Here is a 17,596-nt window from a genome sequence, read left to right on the forward strand (position 1 = left end):
CGCCCGCAAGACTGAGAGACGCCAGGATCGGCGCGGTTCATCGCCGCGCCAAACCCTCCCGGAATTACCGCAGGGCTTCAGAAGCGGCGGTGATCGCTGCCATCCACCAGATCGCAGATACCGCTGAAAGCATAAGGCGCGGTGCCCTGCACGCTGATCCGGCCGCTGCGGCGGTCGATGGTGACCTGCGGCTTGTTCAGCCCGTTGAGCCGATACCTGGCACGGATCATGTCCGGCCCCTGCTCCACATCGTAAAGGTCCCACCAGCCGTCCTGCCCCCGGCTGTTGATCGGCGGGACCAGCTTTTTCGGCAGGCGGATGCGCCCACCGCCGGACCAGAGCTGCACCATCAGCGATGCGTCGAACTGCTGCCCCGTCATCTCCGTGCGATTGCCGTAGTCGTATCGCTCGGTGCGGCTGTTCCACGTCCAGCCGTAGCTCGTGGCCATGCCGGGGCGGGTGCCGTCCCCGAAGCAGACCAGCCCGAGGTCCACGTTCTGGCCCTCCACCTGATAGCGGTCGCGGTCCTGGACGTAGCTGGGCGATTGGCGCTGCGATGAGGGGGCGGCGGCGTTGTAGCCGATATCGGGGTGATAGGCCGAGCGGTCGCGGTCATTCCCGCTGCGGGCGCTGCGTCCGCAGTCCGGCGCCGGGGTGGCAACGATCGAATCGTAACGCCCCTCCTTCGTCGCGACCGAAAGGCACTGCGACCGGGAAGCGCTCCACCAGTAAGTGTAGCTGCGGTCGTCGCTTTTCTCGGCCTTGACGATTTCGTAGCCGCGGGCGCGCAGCTCTGTTTCGCCGCCCGCGGCGCGGGCACCGACGAGATCGGCCAGGCCTTGCGGCGCTTGCGCCCCGGCCGCTTGTGCCGAAAGGGCAAGAACCAGCGCCAGCATGGGCATGGATATCCTGACGAGCGACATCGGACTGGTTCCCCTTCGAACGACGACAGATTCCGCATGGTGCAAGGCATCACGACGCCTTGAAGAACATGGTCCATGGCCCGCGCCGGAGGCTGTCCAATGGCAAGGGATGTGCTCTGCCGAAAGAATGCCGGCCCGGATGACAGACATCGGGCCCGAACCTGGCCCGGACCCGAGACTGGCTCGGATCCGGGTTCGGCCGGTGGCAACTCAGGCGAAACGCATCAGGCCGGCACGGGGCTGGGTGCCTGTTCCCCGTCGTTCCGGATCTTTTCCTTGGGACGCGTGCCGCGTCCTACCGAGAGGTAGGTGAAGCCCGCTTCCTGGACATGCTCGGGCTTGTAGACATTGCGCAAGTCGACCAGCACCGGCGCCTTGGCGATGGCCTTGATGCGGACAAGGTCGAGCGCGCGGAAAGCGTCCCATTCGGTCACCAGGACGACGGCGTCGGCGCCTTCGATCGCGGCGTAGGGATCTTCCTTCATCTCCACTTCGGGCATCAGCGGGCGGGCCTGCTCCATGCCTTCGGGATCGTAGGCGGCCACGGTCACCCCGGCATCGGCCAGCGTCTGGGCAATGGCGATCGACGGCGAATCGCGCATGTCGTCGGTATTGGGCTTGAAGGTCAGGCCGAGCATGGCCACGCGCTTGCCGCGCGCTTCGTCCACGCCGCCCAGGGCATCCACCACCTTGCGGCCCATGGCGCGCTTGCGGGCATCGTTGACCTTGACCACCGCCTCGACGATGCGGACCGGGCTGTCGTAGTCCTCCGCCGTCTTGAGCAGGGCCAGGGTATCCTTGGGGAAGCAGGAGCCGCCATAGCCGGGTCCGGCATGGAGGAACTTGCCACCGATGCGGTTGTCGAGGCCGATGCCCCGCGCCACGTCCTGCACGTTGCCGCCCACTTTCTCGCAAAGATCGGCCATCTCGTTGATGAAGGTGATCTTCACGGCCAGGAAGGCGTTGGCGGCATATTTGGTCAGTTCCGACGAGCGGCGGCTGACGAAGAGGATCGGCGATTCGTTGAGGAACAGCGGGCGGTAGACCTCGCGCATGACATCGCGGCCGAAATCGTCCTCGGCGCCGATGACGATGCGGTCGGGCCGCTTGAAGTCGCCGATGGCAGCGCCTTCGCGCAGGAATTCCGGGTTGGAGACCACGGCAACGCGGTGCGGCGGATTGCATTCGCGGATGATGCGTTCCACTTCGTCGCCAGTGCCCACCGGCACGGTCGACTTGGTGACGATCACGGCATCGCCGGAAAGGTGCTCGCCCACTTCCTGCGCCACGGCGTAGACGTAGGAGAGGTCGGCATGGCCGTCACCGCGCCGCGAAGGCGTGCCCACGGCAATGAAGATCGCCTGCGCGCCGGCAATGCCTTCGGCCAGGTCGGTGGTGAACGAAAGGCGCTTGGCGGCCACATTGGATTCCACCAGTTCGGCAAGGCCCGGCTCGTAGATCGGCATCATGCCGTGGAGCAGCCGCTGGATCTTGGTCTCGTCCTTGTCGATGCAGACCACTTCATGGCCGAAATCGGCAAAACAGGCACCCGAGACAAGGCCGACGTAGCCCGAACCTACCATCGCAATCTTCATGGCGCTTCCATTTCCTTATGAACTTTGGGGAAGTTATCCTTGTCCCCCGCCCGGTCGGCAAGTCAGCCATTCGGGCAGGTACTTAACCGAATTCTCTCTCGACTTGGCGGTTTCGCCCCATCAGGGTCGTTCCTTTCCGAAGCGGAAAACCTGGCAAGACGCCGGGCCGGGACCATCACATCGAAAAGGCGCTCTAGGCCGGGTCGATCTCCAGCCTGCCGATCTCGCCTTCGCCCCGGCCGGAGAGGATCACGAGTTCCTGGCTCGCGCAGAACGTGTCCGGAATGAAGAAAACGGTAGAGCCTGAGGTCATTTCCGCATCGCCGAGACGCCGCGCCGTGCCATCCTCGGCATAGCAGACGATCTGGAGGACGATGGGCCGGAAGCCCGCTTCCGCATGAGCAGCCCCGTCCATCCGGGCGCGGTAGTTGCCCGGTGCCAGCAGCGCATTGCGCTTGGCGATCACGCTGCGCAGCGGCTCGCGGTTGCGGTAATGCAGGACAGTGCCCGCCTTGCTGCCGGTGAAGCTGCGATCCAGCCCGGATTCCTCGGGATATTGCCAGTCGAACGGTCCGATCGGCGCGCCGTCTCCCAGGTCTTCGCGGAAGGCGAAATCGGCGGCCCGTGTGAAGTGTCCATTCGCGCAGAGGTTCTGCCACAGGATCGACGCCGCTTCGGCGCGGCCGGAGCGGACCAGCATCAGCGTGCGCGGGGAAAGCGCGGCGCAGTCCACCCTGGCGCCCTTGCGGGCCATGGTGGAGGCCACCGTTTTCAGCGCCTCGGGCCTGATCGCGGTACCGGCCCAGGGCAGGAAGGCGTTGGCCCAGTACTTCTCCTGGCCCACTTGCGCGGCGAAGGCATCCACCCCCTGAGGGCGCGAAAGCAGGTCGGCGGTCATGTCCTTGAGGCGATCGTCGTTGAGCCCGATCCGCCAGAGCGCCACGGTGCGCTGGGCGGCGATGCTCCATTCCTCGGCCTGGAGCGCCAGCATGACCAGCGTCTCCTGCGTGAAGCGGTCGCGCCAGCCCCGATCGCCCGCCAGGACCACCGAACGCAGCGCGGCGTCCTGCTCACCCTTTTGAAGCTGCCCGTAAGCGAGCAGCGCCAGCCCTTCCGAAGGAACCGGACGGCGGCGCACGAAGGCTTGCGACAGTGCCACACCCCTTGCCGCATCGCCGCTGTCGTAAGCCTCGTGAGCCAGCGATTCCAGCGAGGAAGACTGGAGCGAGGCCGGCACGAAGCGGGCTACAAGCTGGGCCACGGCGAAATTGCGCCGCCCTTCCCGGTCCATCTCCACGCCCACCGCCACGATGGCGGCCAGGGCCAGGATGGCGATCCACGCCGTGCGACCGATCAGCGAGGTCATCCCGCGTCAGTCCTTTTCGCCGTAGCTGTAATAGCTCGCGGCATAGTAGTTGTAGTCCTCTCCGCCCACCTTGGGGTCGAAGCGGTTGAGCACCACGCCCAGCATGTTGGCCTTGATCAGGGCCAGGCGGCGCAGCGCGGATTTCACCGCTCCGCGATGGAAACTGGAGGCATCGACCATGAACAACACGCCGTCCGCATGGTTGGCCAGCAGCGCCGCATCGGAAAGGCCCAGCAGCGGCGGGGAGTCGATCACCACCACGTCGAACTTGCGGCGCGCTTCCTCCATGAAGTGCGGCAGCCCCTCGCCCGAGAGGATCAGCGCGGGATCCGGCGGCGCGGGCAGTGCCGACATGTAGCTGAGGCTGGCGACCTCGGTGGGCTGCAGGGCCGCATCGAAGGTCTTTTCGCCGGTCAGCACGTCGGTCAGGCCCGTGGCCTTCCGGTCGCTCATGAAGTTGTGCAGCGTTGGGCGCCGCAAGTCGGCGTCCACCAGCAGCACCCGCTTGCCGAGCACGGCAATGTCGTGCGCCACCGCGCGGGCGGTCGTGGACTTGCCCTCGGATTCGCGCGAACTGGTGACCATGAGCACTTCCGGCAGGCCGGTCGCGGTGGAATAGCGCAAGTTGGTGACCAGCGAGCGATAGGCCTCGCTCACCCGCGAGCGGCGGTCGTCGAAGTGGCTGGCGACATCGCCCCCCTTCTCCAGCGGGATCAGGCCCAGCAGCGGCATGCCCAGCTTGCGCTCGACATCTTCGGGCGAGCGGATCGCATCGTCGAAGATCTCGCGCAGCAGCACCGCACCGGCGGCCAGCACCAGGCCAAGCACCAGCGAGGCGACGATATTGACCAGCAGACGCGGCGAGTAGGGCTTGGCGGGCACTTCCGCGCCGTCGACCAGCGTCAGGTTGTTGGACGAGGCCCCGGCCGTGGCGTTGAGCTGATTGTAGCGCGAGAGCAGGGTGTCGTAGAGCGTCTTGTTGGTATCGGCGATGCGCTTCAGCACGGCCAGCTGAACGCCGCGGTCCTGCTCCTTGAGCGCTTCGCCGCGCAGCGATTCGACCTGGCCCGAGAACGACTTCTCGCGCTCCTGCGACGACTTGTATTCGAGATAGGCCGACTTCTTGATGGAATCCGAGATGGCGCCGATGCGGCTCTCGTATTCGGCGATTTCCGCCTGCTTCGACTTCACCGTGGTGAAATCGTCGAGGTGGCGGGTGCGTTCCTCGGCAAGGTCCGCCTCGACCTTGGCCTTCTCGGCCAGGAGCGTGGAGACGGCCGGGTTGGCGTTGACTTCGGGAATGGCCAGCGGCGCGGCCTTGGCCAGCGTCAGCCAGCGATCCTGCGCGGCGATGCGGTCCGCCGTGGCCTTGGCCGCCGCATCGTTGAGCTGGACCAGCGTGTTGTTGGTGACGGAAAGCACCGATTCCTGGTTGCCGTCCTGCCCCTGGCTGGTCACGCGGATCAGGCCCGCGGCGCTGGCATACTGGTTGAGATCGCGCTCGGACTGAGTGACCTTGGCGCGCGCCTCGTCCAGCTGGTCGGCCAGGAAACGCCGGGCGTAGGAGGAACTGTCGTACTTCTGGTTGAGATTCCGCTCCATGTAGCGCTCGCCATAGAGCTGCGCCAGCTTGGCGGAATAACCGGGGCTGCGGCTGCTGACGCTGATGCTGACGATCCGGCTGTCGGGCGGCAGCGTCACGGTCAGGCTGCCGAGCAGCGAATCGATGGCGCTTTCCTTGCGAAGCTGGTCCAGCTTCTTGGTCCCGCCCGATTTCAGCACGTCTTCCTGCGTCGGCATGTCGGTGCCCATCGCTTCGTAGAAGGCGGGATCACGATCGAGCCGGCCGCTTTCGACCACGCTTTCGGCCAGCGAGCGGCTCTGGATGATGCCGAGCTGGGTCTGCAGGAAGCGCTCGGCGTCCTGGACGTTGGTGACCTTCTGAAGCTCGCTGCCCTCGATGATCTGGTCGGCCTGGTCCTCGATCAGCACGCGCACGCCTGCGCTGTAGCGCGGCGCGATCAGCAGCGTGACGATCACGCCCAGCACCAGCGTTGCCGCCACGATGGCCGCGATCAGCGCGATGTTGCGGCGGACCATCCCCATGATGGTCTTGAGCAGCGCGGTCAGGTCCGGCCCGGATTCCTCGCCGTAAAGCTCGCCATGGGAAGCCCCTTGGGGAAATCCGTGAGAGGGGCCTTCGAGACCGACCCGATCGAGAAAAGCATCGTTCAAGATATGTCCCGCCATCCTATTGTTTCCACGCGAGCGGTTATTGACCCGAAGTTCGTTCATAGGTTCAGGAAACCCGTTCTGAAGGGGCGAAGGCAGTCAAGCCGTCCTCCTGCCCGGACCGGCCCCCACGCCCGCCTGTGCCCCTGCTTCCAGACCTGCCGGCCGGCCGGCTTCTGGCGCCCTTCTTACCCCCCTGTTCAGGCGCGCCGCGGCGACTTTCGGCCTCGTCCCGCTCCGCGCCGATCAGCACCGCGGCCATCAGCGCGAAAAGGCAGAGCAGGGTCTGGCTGCGCAGCGGGTAGTCGGTGATCGACTGAAGCGCGACCAGCGCGAACGTGCCCACGCCTGCCAGTCCGATGCCGCCGCGGCGCAGCGCCGCCACGCCAAGCCGTCCGAGCACGAAGGCCCAGCCCAGCACCAGCGCAATGCCCACCAGGCCGGATTCCAGCGTGGCCTCCAGGAAGTCGTCATGCGCACGCTGGGCGCGGCCATAGCTGAGGTTTTCCAGGGCCTCGTCGGCCTGGAACACATCGTCGAAGGAGCCGATCCCGCTGCCGACCGGCCAGTACCGACGCGATGCAGCCACGGTGTCCTTCCAGATCAGCGGGCGCTGCTCGTCCTCCACCGCGTCGAAGCGTCCGAACGCGCTCTGCACGCGCTGGTTGTTCGCCAGCAGGCTGGCTGCGCCTGCCAGGACCAGCACCACGGCGCCCACCGCGATCGCGGTTCGGCGGGTCAGGGTCGGCCGGCGCCAGCGCACCCAGCGCCAGGCGGCCAGCGCGGCGGGCACCAGCAGAAGCAGCATGCTCGTGCGCGAGCGGGTGAGCACGACGCCCACGATCAGCAGCACCGCGGTCGCCATGCCGCCCAGCGTCCAGATCGCGCGGATCTGCCGCAGCGGGAACACCGCCACCAGCGCCACCAATGCGATGTCGAGCATGAGCCCGCCGGTGTTGCGGTTGGCGAAAGTGCCCTGGAGATCGGGCGAGCCGATAGTCTCGGCGTAGAAGACGAGGTGGCGATTGCCGGTGGCCAGTTGCTGGGCGCCGAGCAGCACGACGATCAGCCCGCAAGCGACCACCAGCATGAGCAACTGGCGCTTGTCTTCGCGCCCCAGTTGCCAGGCGAGGACGAGAATCGCGAGCGCTGGCAAGAGCGCGAAGAAGGCGATGGCCGTGCGATTGGGGTCGAGCGAGAACGGCATCCAAACATCGCTGCCGCCGGTGAGGTCGAGCGATTGCCCCACGAATTCCCTGCCCGGCAGCGCCTGCCAGATCGCGGGCGGCAGCGGCACCAGCTGGAGCAGCGGCAGAAGCAGCGTCAGCGCCACCAGCACGACGAGCCCGCGCGGAGCAGTGCGGAAGAAAGCGGCCACGGCCGGACCGTTAATGGTTAGGATCGCCAGGCCTGCAAGCTGGACGACCAGGTTGGCCAGACCCGCGCCGGACCCGCCGCCGCCGAACAGCAGTCCGACCAGAACGAGGATTCCGGCCTGCACCGTGCGGCTTCCCGGACGGGCTTTCGGCACGAAGACCGTGCGTTTCTCAGCTAACGACCCAGACAGAGCTTCTTCCTTATGATTGCAGATCGGGATGCGAAAATGTCTGCTTTCGCAAGTCTCGCCCAATCGAAAGGGCTTCCATGGAGCATTCCGTCGGCATCGGTCTGCGACCCGGCTGACGTTACTATCAACAACTCGACTGGTAAGAATTACAATGACAGAACTTATACTGAGATATTTCAGAAGAACCGCATCACATGCAGTCCTGAAAGAGCCCGTTCCTTAACTGCAGCTCCCAGGCGAAGTAGCGGCCAGCAATCGGCTGGCGATGGCGAAGGGCTGCACGTCTCTCTGCGTCATGAGTCCTCCTGGAACTGCGCTATACAGGTCAATCGTCTTCTTCGACCATACCGCGCTGCACAATGGAGGGCAAATTGCGAACCGGGAATTTGCCCTCGATCCGGCCCCTCTCGTCGCACTTTCAAGCCTTTCCATCGCAGTAGCCGGAAAGACGCCGGATCGCGTCGACAGTAAAACCGATTGCAGCCCCTCGCTCCCTGTCGATCCGGTGGATTCGCAATGCGCTATCCAACCTCTCGCCGACGCTTTTCAGCGCCTTAACGCCGACCGCCTGCGCAGATGCGAAAAACCGGGAGCCGCCACGAAGGCCGCTCCCGGTTCAAATTTGCGCGCGTCCGGGATCTGTCGACTGGTAGCGAAGACAGATCCCGTAAAGTCGATCAGCTAATGAGACTATTGACGCAGTCCGAATACTGCTGGCGGAACCGTTCCTCACCGAAGCTGGCGGCGTTGGCGATACAATCTTCGGCGCGGATATCGCCCTCGCCCTCGACGAACATGTCGATTGCGGCGACCAGGCTCTCGACCGTCTGATCCTCGAACCACACGCCCGTCGCCCCGCTGCTGCCCAGGGGCCGCACGGTCTCGGCCGTCCCCCCTTTGCCCAGGCACACGACCGGGGTTCCGCAGGCCTGTGCCTCGACCGGAACGATGCCGAAATCCTCCAGCGCCGCAAAGACCAGCGCCCGCGCCGTCTGGAATTCGGCGATCAACTGCTCGAATGGGACGTGCCCCAGGATCTCGATATTGGAGCCGGCAATCTGGCGGATCTTCTTCATGTCCGGCCCGTCGCCGATCACTCTCAGGCGCAGGTCCGGGCGGCGATTGAAGGCCTCCACGATCATCTCGACGCGCTTGTAGGGCACCAGGCGCGAAGCGGTGACGAAATGATCGCCGCGCGATGCCGTACCCGGCACGAAGTTGCCGGTATTGACGGGCGGATAGATCACTTGCGCCTCGCGGCGGTAGATCTTCCAGATGCGCCGGGCAATGAACTGCGAATTGGCCAGGTAATGGTCAACGCTCTGCGCGGTGCGCATGTCCCAGAGCCGGAACCGATGCATCATCTCGCGCGCAACCGCCCGCTTCAGCCCGCCGAGCGTGCCGCCGACCGTGGCGATATACTCATGAGTAAGATCCCAGGCATAACGGGCAGGACTGTGGACGTAACTGACGTGCAACTGACCCGGGCCGGTTATCACGCCCTTGGCCAGGGCCGCAGAGGAACTGAGCACGACATCGTGCTCGGTCAGGTCGAACGCCTCGATCGCGCGGGTCGATTGCAGCAGAAGGAAGCGGTAATACTGCTCCACCAGCGGCAGATCGTTGAGACCGGACGTCTGTATCCTGTGATCGGCGCCGAAGAACTCCCGCGTGACTTCCTCGGGAAGGAAGTTGAACAGCGTGAAGATGTCGCTGCCCGGCGTGCAGTGCGCCATTTGCTGAAGCACGCGCTCCGCCCCGGCAATCAGGGGAATCCAGTCATGGACGAGCGCGATGCGCTCGCCGCGGATCAGCGCCGGGCTCCCTGTCAGGGGTGCTTCGGCGACAGGAACACTATGTTTCATGGGCGTAAGTGGTCCTTCGAGGATGGGGCGGGACGCCGCCGGGCGAAGCCCGGCCTTGCGCTAGTCGGACCCGAAGAGATCGCGCGAGAAGACCTTGTCCCTCACGTCGTCGAGTTCGGGCAGTATCCGGTTGGTGACGATCACGTCGGCGCGCCGCTTGAACGTCTCCAGATCGGCTTCGACCGGGGTGTTGAAGAAGCTGTCATCGGGATAGCTCGGCTCGTAGAGCACCGTCTCGATGCCCTTCGCCTTGATGCGCTTCATGATCCCCTGGATCGAGCTTTGGCGGAAATTGTCGGAACCGGCTTTCATGACCAGGCGGTAGAAACCCACCACCCTGGGCCTGCGCGACAGGACCATGTCGGAAATGAAGTCCTTGCGCGTCCGGTTCGCCTCCACGATGGCGCCGATGATGGTCTGCGGGACATCGTGGTAATTGGCCAGCAACTGCTTCGTGTCCTTCGGCAGGCAGTATCCGCCGTAACCGAACGAAGGGTTGTTGTAGTGCGAGCCGATGCGCGGATCGAGGCCGATGCCTTCGATGATCTGGCGCGCCTCCAGCCCGCGCGAAAGCGCATAGCTGTCCAGCTCGTTGAAATAGGCCACACGCATCGCGAGGTAGGTATTCGCAAATAGCTTGATGGCTTCGGCTTCGGACGGGTCCGTGAACAGGACCGGTACATCCTTCTTGATCGCGCCTTCCAGCAGCAGTTCCGCAAAGACCTTTGCCCGCTCCGACTGCTCACCCACCACGATTCGACTGGGATGGAGATTGTCGTGAAGCGCCCTGCCCTCGCGCAGGAACTCGGGGCTGAAGATCAGGTTGCGCGTGCCCATCGCTTCGGAAGTCGCGGCGGTGAAGCCCACGGGGATGGTGGACTTGATCACCATGACCGCATCGGGCGCATGGTCCATGACCTCGCTGATGACGGCTTCGACCAGGCTGGTGTCGAAGCGGTTGGTCACTTCGTCATAATTGGTGGGCGCGGCGATGATCACGTAGTCGGCGCCGCGATAGGCTTCCGCGGCATCCAGCGTGGCGCGCAGATTCAGGTCATCGCGGCGGAGGAAAGCCTCGCACTCGGCATCGACGATCGGCGAGCGACCGGCATTGATCATGTCCACCTTGGCGGCCACGACATCCTTGGCCACGACTTCGTGGTTCTGCGCCAGCAACAGCGCATTCGACAGACCGACATAGCCAACGCCTGCAACAGCGATCTTCATTTCTGCTCCTCTGACCGCCCCGGACGGGGCAGGTTCGGCAAGTGCGCCCCGGCCGCTTGAACCGGGGCTTCCGATGCGGGGAATATCGGAAACTCCCGGTAGGTGAAACTGCTACCGATGGGCACGAGTGCTCTGCCGAGGATCGCCAGCCCGTTCAAGCGCCTGCGCAGAATATGGGATAATCGGGTGCAGTAACGCGACGGAATCCATTCTTGTCCGCAAATTGACGATGAGAGACATCGAACCGCCATGCTGCGGCGCACCTAAAAGAAGCCCGACGAGGCATGTCGCACGAACCGCCAGACACTGTTCTGCGTCTCGACAAGCGAATCGATTCGCGGCGATGACGACGCCTTTGCCTTGTCACCGGCCTTGTTCATCTTGCAGTCATCTTGTTGAATAAGAATAATAGTTTCAGCACGATTTACCAATTTCCGGCACCAGCGCGGGACATTGAGGCCCCCGCGCAGGGTAACCTCGGCTTCTGAATGACGCACCGAATGCGCGCTTTGCCGCGCTGCAAAATCGATTGTCGTTCCGCGCCCACCTCCTGCAATCGAATTTGTAGGATGGCATCGCTGAACGCGCCTCGTTGCCCAAATCCGCTCGACTAAGAACAACCGCTCGTAAAACTGTCGGCCACCCGTTCCCTCAGTCGGACGCCTGCCCTTTCGGGCGACTTGCCAAGTGCGTCTCGGGCCTTCAGAAAGTACGGACATCTCCACAAAATCTGGACTTTAGCATGACTGATGACGTCGTCGGCAAGGCTGCCCCCCGTACGGCTTTGATTACGGGTGCCGCGGGTTTTATTGGGTACTACCTTTGCCGCAGACTGCTGGATGACGGTTTCCGGGTTATCGGCCTGGACAGCCTGAACGATTATTACGAAGTCGCGCTGAAGGAGCGGCGGGTGGCGATGCTCAGCCAGTCCGAGCATTTCCACTTCATCAAGGGCAAGCTCGAAGACCCCGAGCGGCTGATGCAGATCTTCGCCGATGAACGGCCCGAGATCGTGGTCAATCTCGCGGCCCAGGCGGGCGTGCGCTATTCGATCGACAATCCGCGCGCCTATGTGGAGGCGAACCTGATCGGCGTGTTCGAGATGCTGGAAGCCGCGCGGGCCTATCCGCCGCAGCACATGCTGATGGCATCGACCTCCTCGGTCTACGGCGCCAATACCGAGATGCCTTATGCGGAGACTCACAAGGTCGATACGCAGATGTCGTTCTACGCGGCGACGAAGAAGGCCAATGAAGCGATGGCGCATTCCTATGCGCATCTCTACGATCTGCCGATCACGATGTTCCGCTTCTTCACGGTCTACGGGCCGTGGGGCCGCCCGGACATGGCGCTGTTCAAGTTCACCAAAAACATCCTCGCCGGCAAGCCGATCGACGTCTACAACCATGGCGATATGAAGCGGGACTTCACGTATGTCGAAGATCTCGTCCAGGGCATCCGCCTCCTGATCGACAGCGCGCCGGTACGCCCGGAAAGCGCCGAGGACATCGCCGGGCACGACAGTCTTTCGCCGGTCGCGCCCTGGCGTGCCGTGAACATCGGCAATTCGGATTCGGTGCAGCTCATGGACTTCGTGCGCGCCATCGAAACGGCGACGGGCGTGAAGGCCGAGATCAACATGATGCCGATGCAGCCGGGCGACGTGCCCGCAACCTGGGCCGACGCCTCGCTGCTGCAGGAACTGACGGGCTACCGCCCCACCACTTCGGTTACCGAAGGCGTGGCGAAGTTCGTGGATTGGTACCGGGACTATTACCAGGTCTGAGCGGCCGATCCTTGCAGGAAACGGGGGGCTGCGTCACTGACGCGGCCCCTTTTTTCATGGCCGCCTTTGCCGGAGCGGACCTGCTCGTCCGCTGTCAGGCCCCGCTTCCAACGGAAGGGCCATCGGCGAACTCGGGCCGGGCAGACGCTTGGACGAAAGGTTCTTCCCGGCCCCGGCGTTTTCGCAGCGGCTCGAAGCCCAGCACGCCGGCAAGGCCGCAGCGGCGCGACAGGTCGAACAGGACCAGCGGCAGCAGCACGCCCGCCGCCGTCGATACCAGCACGACCACGGCGACATTGCCGAGCCCCAGCCGCGTCAGCACCACGCGCATGCCGGCAGCGAAGATGATGTGCGTGAGGTAGATCGGCATGGTGCGCTCGCCGAGCTTCCGGGCGCCCAGCTTGTCCAGCAGCGCCCCGCCGTTCAGGCAGAGGCCGAGGAAAGCGACGCAGGCCGCGCCGCCGCACAGATAGGCGGGCACCGTGTCGAAGGGCGAGACGGCGAGCATGAAGGCCGCCGCCTCGGCCGCGAGGAAGGCTGCGAGGCAGGGGACGAGCGGCAGGCCCCTCTCCAGCCAGCGCGTGCCCGCCAGCAGGCCCACGAAGAAGAAGGGGGCGTGCTGGAGGATCTGCCCGGTCAGGCCCTGCGGCTGCAGCACCACGACGGCGGCCAGGCAGGCCGCCGCGATCGCGGCCGCCGCGGCCCTTCCCCGCAGCACCATGGCCACCGCCTGGAACAGGAACAGCGCGAGCAGGAACCAGAACACGCTCTTGGGCGGGAACGGATAAGTCAGCACTTCGAAGGGCGAGATGCGCCCCTTGTTGCCCGCTCCGGTGACGAGATGGACGCAGCCTTCCACCCAGGCCCAGAGGCACATCGGCCAGAGCAGGTTGATCGAGATCCGCGACAGCCCGTTCCGCAGCGCGCCGCCGCCCAGCTTCTCCGGCGCCTTGAACAGCATGCCGGAAATCAGGAAGAACACCGGCATGTGGAACAAGTAGACGGCGCGGTCGATGGTCTGGAACACGTGTGGATCGACCAGGCCCTGCCCGTCCAGTCCGCGCCAGACATGGCCGAACACGACGAAGAGGATGGCGACGCCGCGTGCGGCGTCCAGGCCCTTAATGCGCATGGGGTCCTCGGTGCATGGTCATGACGTTCCCGGCGTCCAGGGGCCCCGCGCCCAGTGGCGGTTTTCGGGGTCTCGTCGGGGGTTGCGGTAAGGATTGGGAGCGGGGCGGGGCAGCGCACGGATCGCTTTCTGCATCCGCCCGCGCGCGCCGCTCGCCAGCGCCGGATAGGCGCCGAGCGAAGCGGCAAGGCCGATCAGCACGAGCGGCGCCGCACCCTGGCAGTTGATCGTGGCGGAGAGTATGGCGATCACGAAGCCGATGTGCCGGTCCGGCCGCGGCACCCGTACCAGGCGGCGGATCAGTTCCACGCCCATCAGCACGCCGAACAGGCCGAACTGGTAGAAGATGTAGAGGAACAGGTTGTCCACCGCGCTGAACGGCGAGACATAGACGCCCGTGTAGAACGCCGATGGCCCCACCGATCCGAAACCGTGCCCCAGCAGGGCCGTCGCCGGGCCGCCATCGACGATCATGTCCCAGATCCCCGGCCAGGTGACGTGAACGCGCACGACCATGCTGCTCATGCCCACCGAGATCTCTCCCACGCCGTCGATGGCCAGGAACCAGAGCCCGGCCAGAGCCGGCAGGAAGAAGCACACCGAAAGCAGGGCGCCCAGCGCCATGCGGCCCGGTCCAAGCCCCTGGAACCAGCGCCAGGGCCAGAAGTCGATCACCATGGCCACGGCCAGCGCGATCAGGTTGGTGCGCGAGGTCGTGACGTTGAGCGCCCAGAGCGTCGCCACGTAGATCAGCAGGCGCACATGCCAGGTGCGGGCCTGCCGCAGCACGATCAGCGCCAGCAGCAGCAGGATGCTGGCCGAGGCACTGCTCGCCGCACCCAAGCCAGCGATGCGCTCCTGCCCGTGGATCCACCATTCGCGCCCGGCCTCGCGCTCGACACCGAATTGCGAGACCGAGTAGCCGGTCCAGGGCATCGTCGCGCGGGTGTCTATCGCCACGCCGGCAATCCCCACCACCAACAGCGCCAGGCAGGCCCATCGCCAGACTTTGGCGTTGAGATACGTGGGGGGCAGCATGAGCACCGCGATCAGCGGGCAGAGCAGTTTGAAGCCGGAGAACACGGCCACGGCATTCTGGTAGACCACGATGCCGACCGCCATCTGCACCGCCGTCGCCGCGAAAAGGCAGATCAGCGGCGTCGGCAGCCGCAGCGTCACGGCGGCCAGCAGCAGGCGTGCCAGCACCACCGCGATCACGGCAAGGTCGGGAATGAACCAGAGCGGCCCCAGGCCGAAGCGGTCGAAATAATAGCGCGCCGCGCCGCCGAAGACTTCGCGCGCCATGATGAGCAGCACCGCCGCGCCGGTCAGCGTGGTCAGCAGGGCGGCGAAGTTCTGGCTCCGCTTCCTTGCGGGGCGCGGGCCGTAAGGGAGCGCGCCGGCACTCATGCCGCGCTCCAGCCCAGGCTGTTGCGCATGATCCAGCCGTGCCCGCGCCAGACCACCAGGCAATAGAAGGCACCCGCCGCGCCGAGCAGGGCCAGGCAGGCGACCGGCTCGCTGAAGCCGCGCAGCGGCACCAGTACAGCGCCGAGCGCCAGCGAGAGCACGACCACGAAGGCGGAGGCGCGCGTCAGCAGCGGTGTGCGAACATGGCGGCTCACCACCGCGTAGAACAGCGCGAAACTGCCGATCTGCGAGACCGCTATGCCGATCGCCATGCCGGTGAGGCCCGCCAGCTTCACCCCTATGATGCCGCTGGGAACCAGCAATGCCAGGTTGACCGCCGGCGAGATGATCAGCAGCCGCGTCTTCTTCACCAGTTGCAGTGCCACCGAGAGGTGGAACGTGGTCAGCGCCTTGAGGATGGCGGCGATCGCCACATAAGGCAGCAACATGGCCACGGTGTCGCGGAACGAGGGACCGACGAAAAGATGCGCCACCCCCGGCGAAAGCGCCGCCAGCACGGCCGCAGCCGGGGCGCCGATCATGAGGTAGACGATGAAGTTCTCCGCCAGGATCTTCTCGCCCGCCTCGCGTCCCTCGTTCTCGAACGCGCGGACGATGGCCGGATAGGCCGAGAGATTGACCGCCAGCATCAGGAAGATCACGGTCTTCTGCATGAGGTCCACGGAGACCGAATACTGGCCGACCGCCGCCTTCCCCAGCGTGGAGGAGACGATGTAGCGATCCGCCACGGCACTGGCATAGCCAAGTCCCGAACTGACGATCAGCGGCGCGCCGTAGCGCAGGATTTCCTTCAGGTCCGCCGCCCGCGCCTGCAGCGGCCGCAAATTGCGCCAGGCCGCGTCAGTGACGTTGGCAAGCACCGCGCAGCCGATCTGGGCGCCGAGAATGCCGATGGCCACGCCCAGCGCGCCCATGTCGAAGAACCAGACCAGCACCGCACCCACCGCCAGGGAGAGCGAGGAGCGCAGCGTCATCATCGCGAAGAAGCGCCAGCTCAGCAGGCGAAGGCGCGCGCCGACGGTGCTGATCGCAAAGAGCATCTCGGAAAAGAGCCAGAGCCACATCGCCGGCCACCAGTCGGGCGCGACACCCATGAAGTGGACCTGGAAGCCGCGCAGCGACAGCGCCACCGGAAGCAGCAGCAGGATCAGGCCCAGCCCGACGGTGGCGAGCGCATTGGCGATGTCCGGGTTGAGCTGATGCTCGGCCGCGGGGTCGTAAAGCAGGCGCGAGGCGGTAAGGCGCAGCCACTCGAAGATCGTGGCGTTGAGGAACAGCACCGTCGCCGAGACGAGCGCATAAGTGCCGAACTCGGCCGGGCTGAGCAGGTGAGTCCAGACGATCAGCGAGAGGAAGTTGAGCCCGCTCGATATGCCCAGCGCCGCGGTGGTGATCGCGCCCTTGGAGAGTTTCATGCGCCCGAGCTTCATACGGCCAGGAGGTCCTTGCGCTTCTGAGTGACGATCCGGGCCGGGGCACCGACCGAAGTGGCGCCGTCCGGCACGTCCTGGAGGACCACGGAATTCGCGCCGATCCGCGCCTCGCGGCCGATGCGGACCGGGCCGACGACGACCGCGCCGGCATAGATCACCGCACCCGGTCCCACGACCGGATAGCCTTCCTCCCGGCCCGACTGACCGATGGTGACGTGCTGGTAGATCGTGGCGTTCTCGCCGATCTCGACATCGTGGCCCACCACGATGCCCACCGGATGCGGCAGGTTGATCCACCCCGCCGGGCGCGAAAGCGGGGAGATGTGGCAGGCATAGCGCCAGTGGATGTAGCGCCGGATCACCGTCGCCATGGCGCGCCCTATGCGTCCGCGCGGGTAGAGCCGGCACATGCGCCGCCAGAGCGAGACGAGGCCCGCGCCTTCCATGGCCCGTGCCCCGCTCATCGCCGGGCCTCCGTGCGCAAAGCCTCCGTTTGCAGGGCTTCATGGCCAAACGGACGCGGCGGCAGGATCCGCGCCGGTACGCCGACGGCGATGTGCCCCGCAGGAACCGATGTCTTGACCACGGCATTGGCGCCGATCACTGCGCCCGCGCCGATCTCGATGCCGCCGATCACCGTCGCGCCCGCGAAGATCGTGGCCCCGGCGCCGATGCGCGGGCAGCGCCCGGCGGCGCCGTCCTGGCCGATGGTGACGTGCTGGTAGATCGTCACCCCGTCTCCGATCACGGCATTGTCACCGATCACCACGCCCACCGGATGCGGCAGGTAGACGGCCTCGCCGACATGAGTGGTCGGCGCGATGTAGCAGCCATAGGCGCGGCGGATGTGCCCCCGGATCACCCGCGCAAGCACCCGCCCCGCCGGTCCCGAGGCCCAGAGCCCGCTCATGCGCTGCCAGGCGCGCAGGATGCCGCTGCTCGGGCTGAACCATCCCACCGGCAGGCCGCGCGCCGGCAGAGTGCCAGGGGCGGCGTGGAGGTCGGCCGGGGCGAAAGTGCCGTCGGTCACAGCCATTTC

Annotated in this window: 13 protein-coding genes; 1 reads left to right on the top strand and 12 read right to left on the bottom strand. The window is 65.6% G+C overall.

Annotation, left to right across the window (positions count from 1 at the left end; genetic code table 11):
- Nucleotides 1-77: 77 nt before the first annotated feature.
- The 7 genes from AB4Z00_RS02750 to AB4Z00_RS02780 form a co-directional block, all read right to left on the bottom strand.
- Complete coding sequence (locus AB4Z00_RS02750) at nt 78-923, bottom strand: hypothetical protein (protein ID WP_442044880.1); 846 nt, start codon at nt 921-923, stop codon at nt 78-80.
- Nucleotides 924-1,147: 224 nt separating this feature from the next.
- The gene (locus AB4Z00_RS02755) at nt 1,148-2,518 is read right to left on the bottom strand and encodes a UDP-glucose dehydrogenase family protein (protein WP_442044881.1); all 1,371 of its coding nucleotides are present in this window, start codon (nt 2,516-2,518) and stop codon (nt 1,148-1,150) included.
- A 193-nt stretch (nt 2,519-2,711) separates the two neighbouring features.
- A complete protein-coding gene (locus AB4Z00_RS02760) occupies nt 2,712-3,884 on the bottom strand; it encodes a hypothetical protein (protein WP_442044882.1) in 1,173 nt (390 codons plus the stop codon).
- Between the two features lie 6 nt (nt 3,885-3,890).
- The gene (locus tag AB4Z00_RS02765) at nt 3,891-6,119 is read right to left on the bottom strand and encodes a GumC family protein (RefSeq protein WP_166675218.1); all 2,229 of its coding nucleotides are present in this window, start codon (nt 6,117-6,119) and stop codon (nt 3,891-3,893) included.
- A gap of 64 nt (nt 6,120-6,183) precedes the next feature.
- Nucleotides 6,184-7,647 carry an O-antigen ligase family protein gene (locus tag AB4Z00_RS02770; RefSeq protein WP_442044883.1) on the bottom strand — a complete coding sequence of 488 codons (1,464 nt, stop codon included), beginning with the start codon at nt 7,645-7,647 and terminating at the stop codon, nt 6,184-6,186.
- 713 nt (nt 7,648-8,360) lie between these two features.
- Complete coding sequence (locus tag AB4Z00_RS02775; RefSeq protein ID WP_314464086.1) at nt 8,361-9,548, bottom strand: glycosyltransferase; 1,188 nt, start codon at nt 9,546-9,548, stop codon at nt 8,361-8,363.
- Nucleotides 9,549-9,608: 60 nt separating this feature from the next.
- Nucleotides 9,609-10,775: a nucleotide sugar dehydrogenase gene (locus tag AB4Z00_RS02780; protein WP_442044884.1), complete on the bottom strand. Its 1,167-nt coding sequence runs from the start codon at nt 10,773-10,775 to the stop codon at nt 9,609-9,611.
- A 742-nt stretch (nt 10,776-11,517) separates the two neighbouring features.
- On the opposite strand from AB4Z00_RS02780, the gene AB4Z00_RS02785 reads away from it, so the two are divergent.
- A complete protein-coding gene (locus AB4Z00_RS02785) occupies nt 11,518-12,561 on the top strand; it encodes an SDR family NAD(P)-dependent oxidoreductase (protein WP_132268384.1) in 1,044 nt (347 codons plus the stop codon).
- Between the two features lie 94 nt (nt 12,562-12,655).
- Here AB4Z00_RS02785 and AB4Z00_RS02790 read toward each other — a convergent pair whose 3' ends face one another.
- The 5 genes from AB4Z00_RS02790 to AB4Z00_RS02810 are packed head-to-tail and all read right to left on the bottom strand — an operon-like array spanning nt 12,656 to nt 17,593.
- The gene (locus AB4Z00_RS02790) at nt 12,656-13,693 is read right to left on the bottom strand and encodes an acyltransferase family protein (RefSeq protein WP_442044885.1); all 1,038 of its coding nucleotides are present in this window, start codon (nt 13,691-13,693) and stop codon (nt 12,656-12,658) included.
- Between the two features lie 18 nt (nt 13,694-13,711).
- A complete protein-coding gene (locus AB4Z00_RS02795) occupies nt 13,712-15,103 on the bottom strand; it encodes an O-antigen ligase family protein (protein ID WP_442044886.1) in 1,392 nt (463 codons plus the stop codon).
- Nucleotides 15,100-16,539, bottom strand: coding sequence for a lipopolysaccharide biosynthesis protein (locus AB4Z00_RS02800; protein WP_442044887.1), 1,440 nt, complete (start codon nt 16,537-16,539; stop codon nt 15,100-15,102). Before AB4Z00_RS02800 ends, AB4Z00_RS02795 begins: the two co-directional genes overlap by 4 nt.
- Nucleotides 16,540-16,550: 11 nt before the next feature.
- Complete coding sequence (locus AB4Z00_RS02805; protein WP_442044888.1) at nt 16,551-17,021, bottom strand: serine O-acetyltransferase; 471 nt, start codon at nt 17,019-17,021, stop codon at nt 16,551-16,553.
- On the bottom strand, nt 17,018-17,593 hold the full coding sequence (locus tag AB4Z00_RS02810) for a serine O-acetyltransferase (protein ID WP_442044889.1): 576 nt from the start codon (nt 17,591-17,593) through the stop codon (nt 17,018-17,020). Before AB4Z00_RS02810 ends, AB4Z00_RS02805 begins: the two co-directional genes overlap by 4 nt.
- Nucleotides 17,594-17,596: the final 3 nt, after the last annotated feature.

It is taken from the genome of Novosphingobium sp. YAF33, from assembly GCF_052113265.1.
Taxonomy (GTDB): Bacteria; Pseudomonadota; Alphaproteobacteria; order Sphingomonadales; family Sphingomonadaceae; genus Novosphingobium.

Excerpts from the sequence above, each read along its gene's own strand:
- AB4Z00_RS02785 (WP_132268384.1), top strand. The coding sequence starts at position 11,518 with ATGACTGATGACGTCGTCGGCAAGGCTGCCCCCCGTACGGCTTTGATT.
- AB4Z00_RS02790 (WP_442044885.1), bottom strand. The coding sequence starts at position 13,693 with ATGCGCATTAAGGGCCTGGACGCCGCACGCGGCGTCGCCATCCTCTTC.
- AB4Z00_RS02805 (WP_442044888.1), bottom strand. The coding sequence starts at position 17,021 with ATGAGCGGGGCACGGGCCATGGAAGGCGCGGGCCTCGTCTCGCTCTGG.
- AB4Z00_RS02755 (WP_442044881.1), bottom strand. The coding sequence starts at position 2,518 with ATGAAGATTGCGATGGTAGGTTCGGGCTACGTCGGCCTTGTCTCGGGT.
- AB4Z00_RS02810 (WP_442044889.1), bottom strand. The coding sequence starts at position 17,593 with ATGGCTGTGACCGACGGCACTTTCGCCCCGGCCGACCTCCACGCCGCC.
- AB4Z00_RS02800 (WP_442044887.1), bottom strand. The coding sequence starts at position 16,539 with ATGAAACTCTCCAAGGGCGCGATCACCACCGCGGCGCTGGGCATATCG.
- AB4Z00_RS02775 (WP_314464086.1), bottom strand. The coding sequence starts at position 9,548 with ATGAAACATAGTGTTCCTGTCGCCGAAGCACCCCTGACAGGGAGCCCG.
- AB4Z00_RS02750 (WP_442044880.1), bottom strand. The coding sequence starts at position 923 with ATGTCGCTCGTCAGGATATCCATGCCCATGCTGGCGCTGGTTCTTGCC.
- AB4Z00_RS02795 (WP_442044886.1), bottom strand. The coding sequence starts at position 15,103 with ATGAGTGCCGGCGCGCTCCCTTACGGCCCGCGCCCCGCAAGGAAGCGG.
- AB4Z00_RS02780 (WP_442044884.1), bottom strand. The coding sequence starts at position 10,775 with ATGAAGATCGCTGTTGCAGGCGTTGGCTATGTCGGTCTGTCGAATGCG.
- AB4Z00_RS02760 (WP_442044882.1), bottom strand. The coding sequence starts at position 3,884 with ATGACCTCGCTGATCGGTCGCACGGCGTGGATCGCCATCCTGGCCCTG.